A 17303-nucleotide genomic window follows, 5' to 3' on the forward strand; every position below is an offset into this window, starting at 1 on the left:
ATTATTTAAGGAGTTTGAGGGCATCCCTACAAGCTGCCACTGCAGGAGCTCCTGAAGTTATGAAGATGACATCCATTGTTTCCATGATCTCTTCCTTGGTGGCACCGTTATTGAGTGCGCTCTGCATCTGCACTACAGTACACCTTTCACACTGCTTGGATGCAACTACCGCAAGTGCCATCAGTATTTTCATTTTAGCAGGCAGTGCGCCATCTGACAATAGTTTATGATTGCAGAGGCCATACTTTTTCAGGAATTTGGAATCGACTTCTCCGAGTGTTTCAAGTATACAGGGAGTGAAACCCAGCTTCTCACCCATCTTATCAAGTAGCTCTTCATGTTTAAATTCTTCTTGTTCAGACATTTAATACCCCCATGTCTATAATAATTCTATGCTTATTTATTCTTTATGTATTTATTCCGCAGGAGAATGATCGGACCGTGATAGCATTGTTTCAGTACCATTAAATTACCGGATCTGGCAAATTAAACAATGATGGATATGAACAAATATGCTACACATGAAATAGCTGATAACGTTTTCTGGGTTGGGGCAAAAGATTGGAACCGCCGTCTTTTCGACGCCCTTATACCACTGCCCCAGGGAACCAGTTATAACGCTTACCTGGTAAAAGGAGCCGAGAAGACTGCACTCATAGACTCTGTGAACCCTGGATTCGAAAAGGAATTAAAGGCCAGGATAGAGCAGGTCGGTTCACTCAGCGATATCGACTACGTGGTGATGAACCATGCTGAACCCGACCACTCGACCTCCATTCCCTTTATCATGGAGTTGGTACCCGGATCTGTGCTTGTCACGACCGAGAAGGGGGCAAAGATGGCAGAGCTCTACTTTGATACCCCGCGGGACAGGATAAAGACCGTTAAAGAGGGCGATACTCTGGACCTTGGAGCCAGGACCCTGCAGTTTATAGAGGCTCCCTGGCTCCACTGGCCTGAGACAATGTTCACATTCCTTCCTGAAGAAAGGGTCCTGTTCTCATGTGATTTCTTTGGTGCACATACGGCCTTTGGCATCTACGAGGATGATGTAGAGGACCTTTCCACTCTTGCAAAGCGTTACTTCGGCGAGATCATGATGCCTTTCAAGAGTATGGGAAAGAAAGGACTTGAGAAAGCAAGGGAACTTGATCCCCTGCTCCTCGCCCCAAGCCATGGACCCATGTACAGGAATCCTGAAACGATATTCAGGTTATATGACCTCTGGACAGCCGGAGAGACAAAAGAGAAGGTAATCGTGATCTATGTGAGTATGTGGAGTGCCACGGAGAACATGGTTAAGGCATTATCTGAGATACTCCTGTCAGAGGGCATTGAGGTACGCATATATAATCTGGCAAACGCCGATCTTGGTGATATCGCCATGGACCTTGTAGATTCCCGTGGCATTGTGTTCGGAACTCCCACGGTGCTTGGAGGGATGCATCCTCTTGCTATTTATGCAGCCAATGTTTTCAAGATTCTGCGCCCGCCTACCAGGTATGCCATAGCACTCAGTTCCTATGGCTGGGGAGGAGGCGCGATCAAACAGCTTCAGACAACTCTTGAATCTACAAAGGTGGAAATCCTGGGTGCTGTGGAGATTAACGGGCCAGCTAAGGAAGACAATCTCAGCCTAATTCGTGAACTCGGAGCAGAACTTGCCGGGAAGATTAAGAGTGATAGCTGAATATCTGTTCCTTTAAAGGACTTTGACCTGACCCTATTGCATATTACGTACTATAGTCATGAATAGTGCAATTTTATGGCTGTGATCTACTTTGAGCGCCTGCATGGAATTATAACGCTATTGAAAAGCAGGATATCAATAAAACATAATCTCATTCCTGCAATTAAGAAAGGTTTTGCTTAAATAAAAAAACAACTTATTACGTCCTGCGGCAGGGGTCGCTCGCAAAGATCAGGGAGTGGAGCTAAAGAGAGATATTGGGAATATCCCGGACATATAAGGAAGAGATGCCTTAAAGCGTGGTGCTTTATCAGGCGTCTCATCCTGCCTTCTCAACCATGCGGGTTGAGTGAGTGGGGATTGAAGGGATGCGGGGACATCCCGGATTCGTAAGGAAAGAGGCACCATAAGCGTGGTGGTTTATCGGGTGTCTCAATCTTTTCTTAAAGATAATATTGCATAGTCTGAAAGAATAGAATACTATAAAACATAATCCTTTATACGGCCGTCTTGCCATTGAAGGGCAGTATTTCATAAGGTCATCGCAGAACTCATATCGGTAAACTCGTACATATGCTCATTTCTGCACATAATTAAAAGAAATAAGGAAAAAAGGCAGGATAGTGGCTCCGAATATTGCGAAACCCGCTTCCCTGCAGCTCAGTTCTATCAGTTCGCTTACACGACTTCCGGATATTATTAGCGATTTATTTACACGTTCCTGATCGATCTTGGCACAAAACCACCTATATGGCGCCGGACATTCGTGCGCACTTCTCTGGCTATTGTCCTTTCATCAGCGTCGATGATACCGGAATACTGGCAGATGACGAGATACAGCACGAGGAACGAAAGGTACACCCATATCATATTAACTGTCGGGAACGCTAATTTGAGTATCAGCATTGATGACAGAAGTGACAGGCAGATGACTGTGAACTTTCTGTAGGCCATCGTAAAAGGATGCATCTGGTGGGTTCTCCATGCTCTTGCCGTCATGAGAAGTTCGATGGATGCAAAGGATGCCGCCGATGCTGCTGCTGCTCCAAGCATACCATAGTCAGGTATCAGCAGGAAATTGAATACTACATTTATCACGGCACTTGCTGTTGAACACTTCATGAGGAAACCGGAATCGCCCACAGCCATAATGGTGTGGTAGTTGAACCCGAAATAAGCATTCGTGATGAAACCCAGCGAAAGGATCCTCAATACCGTGGCACCCATTGCATACTCCGCACCGTACAGCCTTGTAAGGATGGCTTCGGGATACACGAACATTAGCACGAATATCGGGAATGAGAGTACGAAGCACCATTTTGTTACTATCTGGTAGAGGGATTCAAGAATATCCTTGCAGCCCTCCCCCCATAACCTGGATGCTACCGGTATGTACACAAATCCCATCGATGTTATTATAATCGTAAGGAAACTGACCAGTGGGTAGACTGCACTGTACACGCCTACAACTTCCGAGGACTTGAAATATCCCAGCATTATAGTGTCCGTCCATGTCATAAGGTTTAGCAGAGTCGCACTTATGAGCAGCGGGAACGAATACTTGAACAGCTGCCTGGTAGGTTCGCTGAAGCGTATCTTCAGCTCCGGCTTGAAAGGAGGGTGCTTGATGAAATATACGACCATCAGGCCGAATGTGAATATCATCGAGAGAAGATCTGCAAGTACGAAGGTATGCAGGGATACACCTGTAAACACGGCTAATGATACACATATCCACAAAGATACCGGCCTTATCACATCATAGAAGTACATGTTGACGTTAGTACGGTCAAAACCTCTGTAAATTGCTACGGCTATGTTCATGAATATAGTGAGCGGGATCGCAAAGATCATTATCCTTATCACTGAGAGGATGTTTTCATGGGTATCGAACATACCTGCTGCGAAATGCTGGAACGCGATAGGGGATATGAACATTCCTGCTAGGCCTGCCAATAGTCCCATTAACAAGCCTGATACGACAATTTCCTGGATTTTGTGATCTTCTCTTCTACCTCTGAAATATGCTATATACCTGGGTACACCTTCATGCAGCCCCAGTGTGGCAATAGCGCCTGTGAGGGAGATGACAGTAAGTGCGAGTGAGTAAGTGCCGAAGTCGGTCTGGGAGAGGTTCCTTGTCAGTACCCCTTTGATGAAGATGTTCAGGAGGAGTCCGCTTATTGTACCTGCGAAGATAACTCCTGAACCTATTACTATTCTGTTTACGGATTCGTTAAGTGACATCTAGTTACCACCCATTCATTGTTAGTAACCAGTCTGTGGAAAAGCCATGATCCGTAACCGGAGTCTACCTTCAATAGCCTGTGGTTGTTCGTGGTGGATACAGAGCCAGGGCTAGGAAAGACTTTCAGTTATGATCATCCCTATATGCTCCACGTGGTGGTTTGTTGAGCAAGGGCTCGAAAGCCTTTGCATAGTATAAATAGCTTTTTATCAGCCATCTCTTATAAAATAATATACATGTAGTAAAAAGCTGGAAGATATTAGTTTTAAAGTTAAAATATATAATTTGTTTACATTTTTTTGTTACTAATAATACATATATCCCTAACATTTACAGACATATATGCCATCTTTCAGACACAGACCTCATAAATAAGCCCGCAGCATGCCGAAATAGTCCACCCTGCCCCAGAAACTAACTTAGAAAAAGGGCACCCGCTTAGAAATTTGTTTGTGAATAAGGTTAAATAGAATTTGGCCCAATATGTATTTAGTTACCTGACCGCGAAAAAGCAAAGGCCAGTGGTCAGACGGGGAAGAAAGGACTGATGTTACAAGAGGGGTAGTATCTTTGAATAATGGGACAAATAGTTGTAACTTTACTTGAATTATTAAAAGTAAGGTTGACATATTTCATATTTTCTGAAAGCATGTTCAAACATACTATGAATTGGGGGTAATTATTTGAAACGAAAATTAAAGGTACTTTTTATAGGAACGTATGTTCCGCGAGAATGCGGGATCGCCACGTTCACTTCCGACCTATTCAATACCATATCAAAGGAAGATGAGGTCGATTGCTGTGAAGTTATAGCGTTAAATGATATAGATGAGACCTACGACTATCCGGAAGAAGTCGTCTTTGAGATAAGGAGAAACAAACTGGAAGATTATTACCGTGCAGCCGATCACATCAATCGATCAGATCATGACGTGGTATGTCTACAACATGAATTCGGCCTTTACTGGGGAGATGCCGGAGACTACATATTTGCACTGCTTTCAAGTATAGACAAGCCAATAATAACAACCCTCCATACAGTGATAAAAGATCCGGAACCCCCGTATCGCAGGGTAACTGAGAAACTCATGCAGTACTCCGATAAGGTAATCGTGATGAGTGAAACTTCAGAGAACATCCTGCATGAAGTATACGATATCCATAATGGTAAGACAGAGTTAGTATATCACGGAATTCCGGATTGCCCTTTCACGGACTCGAAGGAGCATAAAGAACTGCTGGGCCTGAAAGGGTCGCCCCTTATTCTTACTTTCGGGCTCCTCAACCCTAACAAAGGTGTTGAGACCACCCTGGATGCACTCCCGGCAGTGGTTGAAAAGCATCCCGGCCTGAAATATCTTGTACTGGGTGCCACACATCCTGAAATTAAAAGGAACTTTGGAGAGGCTTACAGGGAATATCTCCTAGATAAGGTCCATGAGCTTGGGCTTGAAAGTAATGTCATATTCCATGACAAGTTTGTTGAGAAAAACGAACTTTATGAATACATCCTTGCAAGTGACATATACGTATCCCCCTATCATTCCAGAGAACAGGTCGTCAGCGGGGCCCTGACCTATGCCATAGGAATGGGGAAAGCAATCGTATCTACTCCCTACTGGTATGCTCAGGAGACGCTTACTGAGAACCGTGGCATACTTGTAGAATTCGAGGACATTACAGGCATCAGTAAAGCATTAATGCACCTGATCGAAAATCCGCAGGAATGCAATGAGATGCGCAGAAATGCCTATGAATTTGGCAGACAGATGATCTGGAAGAACGTCGGTAAAGAATATATAAGCATATTCAGACTTGCCCTTAAAAACTATCCTGTGTCCACAACAGATGAAAAAACAGATTTCTCGTTATTCTCCGTTAACCTGCCGAAAACAAAACTTGACTACATGATCTCAATGACAGATGATGTCGGCATATTCCAGCATGCAACTTTCGGAGTGCCGAGTCGCCGGCACGGCTACAGCACCGATGACGTAGGAAGAGGCCTGGTAGCGCTGACAAGGGCTATGTCCGGAAACGATCGGATAAGGGATATAAAAAAGCTTGTTACCCTGTATCTGAGTTATCTGGACCATGCACAGACCGAAAAAGGGCATTTTCATAATTTCATGAGCTATGACAGGAAATTCCTGGATGATAAAGGAAGCGATGACACTTTCGGAAGAGCTCTGTATGGATTGGGACATGTATGTGCGTGCTCCCTGCTCCCCGATAATCTGCGTTCCCATGCACTTGGGATGATACGCAGGTCCAGGCCGGTCATGGATGAGATCCATGCACCCAGGGCAAAAGCGTACACAATGTCAGGCCTTTATGAGATACTGGACAAGGGAATTGATAAGGACATATTTCTCCCGGTTTTCATCAGGTATGCGGATCATCTGACAGGCCTATACGAAGATAACAGGCAGGATGACTGGGAGTGGTTCGAGCCGGAGGTAACATATGGTAATGCCAAGATGTGTGAGGTCCTTATGCTCGCATATAATCTTACAGGCAACCCGAAATACAGGGATACGGGGATAAAAACCCTGGATTTTCTTACGGAACTTCAGTGGAACGGGGAGTTCTTTGACCTTGTGGGAAATGAAGGCTGGTGTAAATACAAATGTGAAAAGGCATTATTTGGGCAACAACCCATTGATGCTGCCTATCTTACAGAGGCTTATGTCACTGCCTACGAACTGACCCGCAGGGAAAGATATTTTCAGCTTGCAAACCGCTCCATAGAGTATTTCCTTGGCAGGAACAGGTTAAATGCAGTCATGTACGACCACGAGAGCGGGGCAGTGTGTGACGGACTCGACATGAAAGGAATGAATCCCAACCAGGGAGCTGAATCAGTGGTCTGTTTTATCATGGCCCTGGAGATGCTGACCAGATATTCTGAAAAAACAGAAGGATCAAAGCAACAGGAAACCGGCAAAGAACTAATGCAAATTTACGGGAAAAATAAATTCTCAACCAAGAGCCTGAGCTAAAGTTTAAAGGAGGAATGAATATGGAATGGGAAGACAGGGGAGAGTTATTCAAGCGTTATGAGAACAACCCAATACTCCGTGCAGAGAACTGGCCATACCCGGCCAACTCTGTGTTCAACCCGGCAGCGGCAATCGTGGACGGAGAAACACTGCTAATGGTAAGGGTAGAGGATCACAGGGGTTTCTCCCATGTCACTGTTGCACGGAGCAAGGATGGTTATGAAAACTGGAGCATAGACAAAAAACCGACCTTCAGCCCGGAACCGGAGAACTATCCTGAAGAGCAGTACGGAATAGAGGATCCGCGTATAACTCACATTCCCGAACAGGATTTATGGGCTATAACATATACGGCCTATTCTGAGTCCGGACCTTTGACAGCAATGGCACTTACAAAGGACTTCCGTAATTTTGAAAGGATAGGAGCTACCCTGCCGCCGGAAAACAAGGATGCAGCCATATTCCCGGTAAGGTTCAATGACAGATGGGCGATGCTCCACAGGCCGGTGTCCAGTATGGCCATGGCAAAGTCCAACATCTGGATCTCCTTCTCACCTGACATGAAGTACTGGGGAGAACATCAGGTACTATTATATGCACGTGAAGGCGGCTGGTGGGATGCTAATAAGATAGGACTGTCACCACAGCCGATCCGCACGAAAGATGGGTGGCTTCTCATGTACCACGGTGTGCGTGCCACCACATCAAAGACAAGTTATCGTTTGGGACTGGCACTGCTTGACCTGGATGACCCGAGCAAGGTGATTTGCAGGTCGGAAGGCTGGGTGTTCGGACCACGTGAAATGTATGAAAGATCGGGCGATGTCAACGATGTCGTATTTCCCTGTGGGTGGATAGTTCATGGTGATGAGGTACGTCTGTATTATGGAAGTGCTGACACATACGTATCTGTAGCCACTGCTAAATTATCAGACCTGCTGGACTATGTAAAAAGTTGCAAATCATTATAGACAAATCTACTTTAGTATTAGAGGGGAATTTGAGGGGGAATTTTCTTGAGAGTAGCTATGTTATCTCCAATCGCATGGAGCACACCACCTAAGAAATACGGGCCGTGGGAGTATATAGTCTCTTTGCTGACGGAGAGTCTGTTAAAGAAGGGCATTGATGTCACACTGTTCGCAACAGGAGATTCAAGTACTGCAGGAAAGCTGCATTCTGTTTACCCAAGACCTTATGAGGAAGACAAGGAGATGAATGTAAAGGTCTATGAAAGCCTGCATATAGCAGAGGTTTTCGAAAGGGCTGATGAGTTCGATATAATACACAACCATTTCGATTTCCTGCCACTTACGTACAGCAGGCTTGTAGACACTCCGGTAGTCACGACCATACATGGATTTTCGTCCAGGTCCATCCTGCCGGTTTATAAGAAATACAACGAGAACACATTCTATGTATCCATCAGTGACTCTCACAGGTGTCCCGAACTGGATTATGTCGCCACTGTCCTTCATGGTATTGATGTGGAGAGTTTCCCGTTCAATGAGAAGCCGCAGGATTACATTCTTTTCTTATCAAGACTTGACAGGTTCAAGGGAATTAAGGATGCTATCGAAATATCTAAAAGATCGGGCATGAAACTGAGAATAGCCGGTTTTATCCCCGACATGGATTATTTCGAGAAAGAGGTCAGGCCACATATCGATGGTGAGCAGATCACTTACGAAGGACATATAGATTCCGGATTTAAAAAGGAACTGCTTTCAAATGCATATGCATTAATACACCCGGTCAAGTTCGACGAACCCTTCGGGCTGGGAATAGTCGAGGCATTTGCCTGTGGCACACCTGTCATAGCCTATAACAGAGGCTCAATGCCGGAATTGATCCAAAGCGGGGAAACAGGATTTATTGTAAACGATATTGATGAGGCTGTGGATGCACTGAAGTATATCGACTCAATCCCGCGCAGGAAATGCAGGGAGGTCGCTGAAAAACAATATTCTGCTGACAGAATGGCAGATGATTATATCAATGCCTATGAGACCATACTGGACAAACGTAAAACAGAAGACAAGAGACCATGGGGATATTACAAGATATTGTCAGACGACCCTGGTTTCAAGGTCAAGACCATTACCGTGATGCCAGGGGAAAAGATATCCCTCCAGAGACATTTCCACAGGAGCGAACACTGGTTCGTGGTGGAAGGGGAAGGGGTCGTAGATGAGGATAAACAGCACTTCAAAGTTAAAGATGGAGATTCAGTCGATATCCCGACGACTGCTGTACACCGCATCATGAACACAGGAGATGAGAACCTCACCTTCGTTGAAATAGCAAAGGGAGATTTCATAGAAGAAGAAGATATAGAAAGACTTGAGGACAAGTATGGGAGAGTATGATAGGAGAGTTGATAGGAACTTATAAAAGATTTAACAAAAAGGGGAGCTTAAGAAAGGCTCCCGACACCTCTCAAAAAAAAACACTTTATTTCTTTACCTTGTTTTGATTTACATTCTTTTCAGACAGGTTGTGAACAGCAGGATTGTGGACCACCTCTCCTTTTACATTATAACGTGAGCCATGACACGGGCAATCCCAGGTGTTCTCAGCATTGTTCCAGGAAACGAAGCATCCCATGTGCCTGCATGCCGGATCAAGGGCATGGATATCACCTTTATCGTCACGATAGGCAGCAACCCTCTCACCCCCGATCTTAACAATAGCACCTGTGCCGGGAACTATATGCGCGGCATCCTCGTGAAGTGGAAGTACCCTGGCACCCACAAGACCTTTGGTTGATTCCACGGTCTGGGAGAATATCTGCTTCGCAGACTCGACCGGCTTGAAGCGTGAGGGATTGTACACCGGAGCCCAGGAGTTATCCTTACCGAGGATCATATCGCTGATGATCATTGCTGCCACTGTGCCGGTGGTCATACCCCATTTGCGGAAGCCGGTTGCCAGATATGAATGCTTGCTGCCGGATGTGATTCTTCCGATATACGGAACACCATCTGCCGGCATGACATCCTGTGTCGACCAGTGGTAATCGATCGAATTTACCGGGTAAACGGACCGGACCCATTCCTCCAGCCTCCTGTAGTGGCCTATAGTGTTATTACCTTCACCGGTCCTGTGTTCTTCCCCGGCCACAAGCACGAGTTCACCATCATCGGCCGGCTGGGAGCGCATGGAACGGGCAGGTTTTTCCGCATTGATGAACATACCATCAGGAAAAGGTTCGTCGATGCGTACTCCCAGCAGATACGAACGGGACTGGTAAAGCCGGGAGAACAGCATTCCGGGCCTGTCCACTATAGGGAAATGTGTTGCCTGAACCACATCCTGCGCCTTCACTGTAATGCCCTGATGCGTTTTTACGTTTACAGGACCTTCACCTTCTATCCCATGTACCTGTTGTTCTTCGAATATATGGGATCCTCCTCCCGGTATCTGCTGCGCAAGGGCGCACAGGTATTTACGCGGATGAAACTGCGCCTGCTTATCGAAACGGACAGCTCCGTGCGTTCCAAAAGGCAGAGGCGGGCTCTCATCGAAGGAGGCAGGAAGTCCCAGGTTTTTAGCTGCATCCACTTCTTTGTGTATCTTTTCCACAGAGTCCAGGGAACCTGCATAGACGTACGCAGGTTTGTAAATGAGATCACAATCGATATTCTCGGACCTTACCAGAGAGGCAATCTTGTCTATAGCTGCCTGGTTCGATTCTGCATACTGCCTTGCCTGGTCTTCCCCGAAATGAGAGATCAGCCGGTCATATATCAGGTGATGCTGCGAGGTGACCTTTGCCGTTGTCTGGCCGCTCACCCCGTGAAGTATCCTGCCTGCCTCTATCACAGCCACTGACAACCCCGCTTGTTTCAAAAGTAATGCAGAGGTAATCCCCACTATACCTCCCCCGACAATCGCTACATCCACTTCCACATCTTCTGAAGGACTTGGATAACTGGATTCCGGAGTTGTGGACAGCCAGTAGGATTCAGCCTTACCTGGCAGAGCGTAATCTGTTTCCGGGCCTGTGCTCATACGTTACACCGCCGTTCATTCGACCCCTATTGCAGTCGAATCCTGACCCGGATCGATCATAGTATATAGTTCAAATATCAGCCTTACTCGCCCGCCAATTCCATCAAGGTCGGTATTGTAAACTTTACCGCCATCTGTACCAGATGCTACTTTTGCACTTATAACCTTATACATAAAGAGTTCCCCCATGATACCCTTTTTATATCCTGTTATAAATCATCAATTGCAAGGCTTAAATACATTTTTAATCGTTTCAAGAACATATTAACATAGTTTTAAAAAACACATGCTCACCCCATATGTTTTACTTCAGATATTACACCCATAATACATTCAACGCCGCAATAATAATATCTTATTATTCAGAAGATAGTGTCCATGACAATGCTATCCAGAGACGAACTTAAAGACAGGATCAACAGCAAGATACCGCTGGTTGAGAACATGATAGATGCTGAGACCCAGTTGCAACCCAACAGTTTTGAGCTTACTCTCAAAAGTATCGAGTTGCTTAGAGGTGCAGGAGCAGTGGATTTTGATAACAGTGAAAGACTTATACCGGAAAGCGAAATCATTGAGTTCGACAGTGAAGGCTGGGCATTCCTGGATCCTGGCACTTACAAGATAAGATTCAACGAGATCGTCAATATACCCCTGGATCTGGCTGCCATCGCAAGGCCAAGATCAAGTCTGCTCAGATGCGGAGTCACCGTGGAATCCGCAGTGTGGGATTCCGGGTACAAAGGGAGGAGTGAATCAATGCTTGTAGTACACAGTCCCCACGGCTTCAGGGTTAAGAAGAATGCACGTCTGTTGCAGCTTGTATTCTACAGTCTTCACCAGGACGTCAGTGAGGGATACTGCGGCAGGTACCAGAACGAAAACTTATGAGCATATTGGTTTACAGCTGCCGGGGTGTAGGGTAGAGAAAGCCCACTGCCTTGGCTGTGAGAGCAGTCACGTAAAAATTATGTAGAATCAAGCCTATGAGGGATGCATGAGCGAAATTGGCAAATCTGTCAGGATGGAAAGGATATTTGACCGTAATACCGGCAATGCTATAATAATCCCAATGGACCACGGAGTAGGAGCCGGTCCTATAAAAGGGTTAATAGATATGCCATCAACCGTTAACAAGATTGCAGAAGGAGGAGCAAATGCAGTCCTGGGACATATGGGACTTCCCAAGTACGGACACAGAGGCTATGGCAGGGATGTCGGTTTGATAATCCACCTTTCAGCTTCCACATCCCTGGGACCAGACCCGAACCACAAGGTACTTGTAACCACTGTAGAAGAAGCAATTAAGGTAGGAGCCGATGCAGTCTCTGTCCACATAAACGTCGGTGCGCATGATGAGGCAAAGATGCTCCAGGACCTGGGCCATATCGCACGCAAATGTGATGAATGGGGAATGCCGCTGCTTGCAATGATGTATCCCAGAGGATCAAAGGTAACATCCGAGCATGATGTTGAATATGTCAAACACGCTGCAAGGATCGGAGCTGAGCTTGGTGCAGACATAGTCAAAACAAACTACACAGGCGATATGGACTCATTCAGAGAGGTAGTTCAGGGATGTCCGGTACCCGTAGTCATAGCAGGCGGACCGAGAATGGAAACAGAGAATGAGCTGCTTGAGATGATATACGATTCCCTGCAGGTAGGAGGAAAAGGGGTTGCCATTGGAAGGAACGTGTTCCAGTCAGATGATCCGATAAAACTTGTATCCCGGATCTCCATGATAGTTCACAAAGGATTTACTCCGGATGAAGCAATGGAATCTTAACTTAAATGGTTCCTGGTTTTTTTAGTACTTATCTGATCCTGTGTAACAGGTGCAGTGAGTTAGTTTCTTTTTTCCATCGGAAACAGGGGGGTCATTCCCGGACATATTTCAGATTGAACTAAAAGCACAAAGCTGGCAGACTAAAATACATAAGCAGATTCATGTCAGAATCAGAAAAAAGCGCAAAGGACAATGGATAAGATAAGCAAGGTCAAGTTTTGAAATGACCAATTGAATCATATAAAGTGGTGGTACGATATGAAATATGATTGCTTTACTGACCTTGCTCAGCTTGAAAAAGATATGAGCATCTATATATCCATTATGCATGGCATAAAGTCAAATATGTACACAAAAAGTACGAACAATGCACATGCATTGCATTAAGTGAAGTCGCGTTACTATTAAATCCAATGGAACTGTCGAGGTTCTATCAATATTTATAATCGACTGATAATTATGAGGATATTTTATGGATAAATATGAACAGGTTATAGAACTGGCGAAACGTCGGGGCTTCTTGTGGAACTCATTCGAACTCTACGGAGGAAGTGCAGGATTCTATGATTACGGACCGCTCGGCAGCACACTAAAACGCAGGATTGAGCAGATATGGCGAGAACTGTTCGTGATCCAGGAAGGGTTCATGGAGATTGAAACCCCTACAGTGGGTATCGAAAATGTCTTTGTGGCATCGGGTCATGTTGGCGGTTTCTCGGACCCGCTATGTGAATGCAGGGCATGTGGTGAAGCTTTCAGGGCTGACCACCTAGTCGACAGGATAGTGCCTGTTGCAGATGCACTCAGTAACGATGAACTGGACAGGATTATCAGGGAAAACCAGATAAAATGTCCTGAGTGTGAGGGTGAACTTGGTGAAACCTATGAATTCAACCTTATGTTCAAGACCCAGATCGGCCCTGGCTCCGGGAGACAGGGGTATATGCGTCCTGAGACAGCCCAGGGAATGTTCGTTGATTTCCTGAGGCTTGCACGCTTCTATCGTGAAAAATTACCATTCGGCGCCACCCAGATCGGTAAGTCATACCGTAATGAGATATCACCGAGACAGGGAGTCATCAGGCTCAGGGAGTTCACCCAGGCAGAGGCCGAGATATTCATAGACCCGCAGGATAAGAGCCATCCGAACATCGGCAGATTTGCTGACACAATATTGAACCTGTACTCGGACGCTGCACAGGAGAAGGGAGAAGTGGAGAAGATAACCATTGCAGAGGCAGTGCAGAGAGGCATTATCGCCCACGAATTCCTTGCATACCAGATAGGCCTTACCAACATTTTCCTGCAGCGTGTGGGTGTTGCCCCGGAGATGTTGAGATTCAGACAGCACAAGAAGGATGAGATGGCACACTATGCCATGGATTGCTGGGATGCAGAGGTCAGTACTGACAGGTTCGGCTGGGTGGAGGTCGTAGGGATCGCCGACAGAACGAATTACGACCTCTGCGCACATGCTGCGGTCAGCAAGACCGAACTCTCCATTTACAGGGAATATCCCGAGCCTAAAATGGTAACCCGGTTTGTCGTAAAACCGAACATGGGAAAACTCGGACCACTGTTCAAGGGAAAGGCTAAAACAGTTGCTGAAGCACTTAAGGCACTCCCTAGAGAAGACCTGGAAAAAGAAGAGATCAAGGTCATTGTGGATTCCGAGGAGATCATCATTCCGAAGGGCGTCGTTGAATTCGCAGAAGAGACCATCAAGGTCAGCGGTGAGAACATCGTGCCTCATGTGGTTGAACCTTCTTTCGGTATAGACAGGATATTCTATACGGTACTGGAACATGCCTTCGATGAAGAGGCAATGCCGGCAAAAGAAGATACTGAAGAAGAGGCCAGGATCATCATGAGGTTCAGGAATGAGGTCTCGCCTGTCCAGATTGCCGTGCTTCCACTGCTTACACGGAAGGAACTCATCGAACCTGCCAGAAAAATGGAGAGCAAACTCAGGGAGAAGGGGCTGCTTGTGTCATATGATGATTCGGGTACCATCGGACGCCGTTACAGGAGAAATGACGAAATAGGCACCCCGTATTCAGTCACCATCGACTATGACACCCTTGAGGACAATACTGTGACGATACGCGAACGAGACAGTATGAAGCAGGTACGCACATCCATCGAGGGCATAGAGGATACCCTGTACGACCTCATGTACAAGAGCAAGGATTTTGAGAGTGCGGGAACTGCACTCTAATACTTTCACCGTGCTTGCCACATATTTAAAAGCTTAAAGATTGTATATATGACAAACTTTTAGCTTGAAAACATGCCAGAACATATCAGACACCCACTGATCAAACAGGATGCTGTTGAGCAGCGGCTTTACCAGCTGGACCTGGCCGGAAAGGCTCTTGCGGCATCCACGCTGGTCGTCCTCCCCACCGGGCTCGGAAAGACCATAGTAGCCCTTCTGGTCATCGCATCGCGCCTGGAAAAGGCAGGCGGGAAGGTGCTGGTACTTTCACCCACAAAGCCTCTTGTTGAACAGCATGCATCTTTTTTCCGTAAAGTACTGTCCATACCCGAGGAAGAGGTACTGACCTTCACAGGCAGCATCAATCCCCTGCAAAGAGAGGAACTGTGGAAGAGTGGCCGGGTGATAGTATCAACACCGCAGGTCATCGAGAACGATATTCTTACAAAACGTATCACACTTGATGATGTGACGCACATTACCTTTGATGAGGCACACCGTGCAACCGGGAACTATGCCTATACCTATATTGCGGAAAAGTATTTTGAAATTGCCAGGGACCCCCTCTGCCTGGGGATAACGGCAAGCCCCGGAAGTTCGGATGAGAGAATAGCCGAAGTATGCCGTGCCCTGCGCATCGAATCGGTCGCTGTTAAGACAGAGTCGGACAGGGATGTGGCCCAGTATATCCAGAAGAAGGACATCGAATGGAAGCGTATCAACCTTCCGTCCGAGATGAAAGAAATAAAGGACCTGCTCCAGAAGGTCCTTGATGACAGGTATAAAAAGCTCACAGATGCAGGCTATCCCATACACAACCAGAGGTATGTTTCCAAGAAGGACCTGCTTTCACTGCAACAAAGACTGCAGGGGGAACTGAGAGGTTTACCAGAGTCATCGGTATACACTGCCATCTCCATACTTGCAGAGATACTCAAAGTAAGCCATGCAGTGGAGATTACTGAGACACAGGGACTTGGTGCCCTGCGCATGTATATGGAAAGACTTGACAATGAAGCGGGCTCCAGTAAAGGGAGCAAGGCATCCAAACGTCTGGCAGAGGACCTGTATATCAGGCAGGCAGTCCACCGTCTCAGTAACTGCGACTGCGAACACCCTAAAATGGAGCATGTGAAGCAAATCGTGTTTGAGCAGCTCACCAATAAACCGGATTCAAGGGTAATAGTCTTTGCCAACTATCGCGACACTGCGGAGATGATAACCGGTGCACTTGCAGAGATCGAACTTATCCGGCCGGTACGCTTTGTAGGACAGGCGTCCAAGTACAAGGACAAAGGACTTACGCAGAAACAACAGGTCGGAATAATAGACATGTTCAAGGCAGGAGAGTACAACACCCTTGTGGCCACATCGGTTGCAGAAGAAGGCCTGGACATTCCATCCACAGATCTGGTGCTCTTCTATGAACCGGTCCCTTCCGAGATACGCAGCATTCAGAGAAAAGGCAGGACCGGGAGAAAACATGAAGGACGTGTTGTGGTCCTTGTCACCAAAGGAACAAGGGATGAGGGATACTACTGGAGCAGCCTTGCAAAAGAGAAGAAAATGCAAAGTAATATGCAGACACTCCAGGACATTATGCCTTCCGGGGCAAGAGAGAATCATCAGGAGACGCTGACAGACACGGAATACAATGACCAGGTCACACTGGCCGATTTTGATGAGAACTCCCCGAAGGTCATTGTGGACCAGAGAGAAGTGAAAAGCTCTGTTGCCAGAATGCTCGATAAGGCAGGAGTGGACATTATATTAAAGACACTGGAAGTCGGGGATTATATTCTGAGCGACCGGATAGCTGTGGAAAGGAAGAGTACAGAGGATTTTACAAGCTCGCTCATCGAGCATAAGCTCTTCGAGCAGATATCAAACCTTAGCAGGACATATCAAAAGCCTGTGCTGATACTTGAAGGAGAGAACCTGTTCACAAGCAGGAAACTCAATCCTGCTGCCATACATGGCGCACTATCCTCTATTGCCATTGATTTCGGTGTGGCGGTGTTGTATACAAGGGATTCCGAAGATACAGCCAGTTTAATAAAACAGATAGCAAAAAGGGAGCAGACAGAGGAGAAAAGAGAGGTCAGCCTTCATGGGAAGAAAGCCTCCCAGATGCTTCCGCAACAGCAGGAATACATCATATCATCCATATCTGATATCGGTCCCAAGGCTGCCAGAAGTCTCCTGCAGCATTTCGGAACTGTGGAAAATGTTATCAAGGCAGACTATGAGGAACTGCTGAAGGTCAGGAACATCGGACCAAAAACTGCCATCCGCATACGGGAACTTGTCAGCAGGGAGTACACAGGATAACACAAAATTGT

The 17303-nt window shown here is 46.4% G+C and carries 13 protein-coding genes; 9 read left to right on the forward strand and 4 right to left on the reverse strand.

What is annotated here, in order from left to right:
- Window position 1: 1 nt before the first annotated feature.
- Entirely contained in the window at window positions 2-364 is a 363-nt protein-coding gene (locus tag CUN85_RS05545) for a carboxymuconolactone decarboxylase family protein (RefSeq protein ID WP_135389333.1), read from the reverse strand.
- Window positions 365-493: 129 nt separating this feature from the next.
- Between CUN85_RS05545 and CUN85_RS05550 the strand changes: the two genes are divergently transcribed.
- A complete protein-coding gene (locus tag CUN85_RS05550; protein WP_235856211.1) occupies window positions 494-1690 on the forward strand; it encodes an FprA family A-type flavoprotein in 1197 nt (398 codons plus the stop codon).
- Between the two features lie 711 nt (window positions 1691-2401).
- Here CUN85_RS05550 and CUN85_RS05555 read toward each other — a convergent pair.
- Window positions 2402-3937 carry an oligosaccharide flippase family protein gene (locus CUN85_RS05555; protein WP_135389334.1) on the reverse strand — a complete coding sequence of 512 codons (1536 nt, stop codon included), beginning with the start codon at window positions 3935-3937 and terminating at the stop codon, window positions 2402-2404.
- Window positions 3938-4621: 684 nt separating this feature from the next.
- On the opposite strand from CUN85_RS05555, the gene CUN85_RS05560 reads away from it, so the two are divergent.
- Genes CUN85_RS05560 through CUN85_RS05570 form a run of 3 tightly spaced genes read left to right on the forward strand, consistent with a single transcriptional unit; the run spans window position 4622 to window position 9309 of the window.
- Window positions 4622-6940, forward strand: a complete 2319-nt coding sequence (locus CUN85_RS05560) for a glycosyltransferase family 4 protein (RefSeq protein WP_135389335.1) — start codon at window positions 4622-4624, stop codon at window positions 6938-6940.
- Window positions 6941-6960: 20 nt separating this feature from the next.
- Window positions 6961-7911 carry a glycoside hydrolase family 130 protein gene (locus CUN85_RS05565; protein ID WP_135389336.1) on the forward strand — a complete coding sequence of 317 codons (951 nt, stop codon included), beginning with the start codon at window positions 6961-6963 and terminating at the stop codon, window positions 7909-7911.
- 45 nt (window positions 7912-7956) lie between these two features.
- Window positions 7957-9309, forward strand: coding sequence for a glycosyltransferase (locus CUN85_RS05570; RefSeq protein WP_135389337.1), 1353 nt, complete (start codon window positions 7957-7959; stop codon window positions 9307-9309).
- A gap of 85 nt (window positions 9310-9394) precedes the next feature.
- Here the strand turns inward: CUN85_RS05570 and CUN85_RS05575 are convergent, their stop codons facing one another.
- Window positions 9395-10954: an FAD-dependent oxidoreductase gene (locus CUN85_RS05575; RefSeq protein ID WP_135389338.1), complete on the reverse strand. Its 1560-nt coding sequence runs from the start codon at window positions 10952-10954 to the stop codon at window positions 9395-9397.
- Between the two features lie 15 nt (window positions 10955-10969).
- Window positions 10970-11128 (reverse strand): hypothetical protein, encoded by a 159-nt coding sequence (locus CUN85_RS12960; protein WP_167848799.1) that lies wholly within the window; start codon window positions 11126-11128, stop codon window positions 10970-10972.
- A 204-nt stretch (window positions 11129-11332) separates the two neighbouring features.
- Here CUN85_RS12960 and CUN85_RS05580 point away from each other — a divergent pair, with 204 nt between their 5' ends.
- The 5 genes from CUN85_RS05580 to CUN85_RS05595 all read left to right on the forward strand — a co-directional run bounded on the left by CUN85_RS05580 (window position 11333) and on the right by CUN85_RS05595 (window position 17292).
- A complete protein-coding gene (locus CUN85_RS05580; protein WP_135389339.1) occupies window positions 11333-11845 on the forward strand; it encodes a deoxyuridine 5'-triphosphate nucleotidohydrolase in 513 nt (170 codons plus the stop codon).
- A gap of 106 nt (window positions 11846-11951) precedes the next feature.
- Complete coding sequence (locus tag CUN85_RS05585) at window positions 11952-12743, forward strand: 2-amino-3,7-dideoxy-D-threo-hept-6-ulosonate synthase (protein ID WP_135389340.1); 792 nt, start codon at window positions 11952-11954, stop codon at window positions 12741-12743.
- Window positions 12744-13001: 258 nt separating this feature from the next.
- Window positions 13002-13130 (forward strand): hypothetical protein, encoded by a 129-nt coding sequence (locus CUN85_RS13520; protein WP_268921594.1) that lies wholly within the window; start codon window positions 13002-13004, stop codon window positions 13128-13130.
- An 85-nt stretch (window positions 13131-13215) separates the two neighbouring features.
- Complete coding sequence (gene glyS, locus CUN85_RS05590) at window positions 13216-14961, forward strand: glycine--tRNA ligase (RefSeq protein ID WP_135389341.1); 1746 nt, start codon at window positions 13216-13218, stop codon at window positions 14959-14961.
- Window positions 14962-15033: 72 nt separating this feature from the next.
- Window positions 15034-17292 carry a DEAD/DEAH box helicase gene (locus tag CUN85_RS05595; RefSeq protein WP_135389342.1) on the forward strand — a complete coding sequence of 753 codons (2259 nt, stop codon included), beginning with the start codon at window positions 15034-15036 and terminating at the stop codon, window positions 17290-17292.
- Window positions 17293-17303: the final 11 nt, after the last annotated feature.

The sequence above is a fragment of the Methanolobus halotolerans genome (assembly GCF_004745425.1).
Taxonomy (GTDB): Archaea; Halobacteriota; Methanosarcinia; order Methanosarcinales; family Methanosarcinaceae; genus Methanolobus; species Methanolobus halotolerans.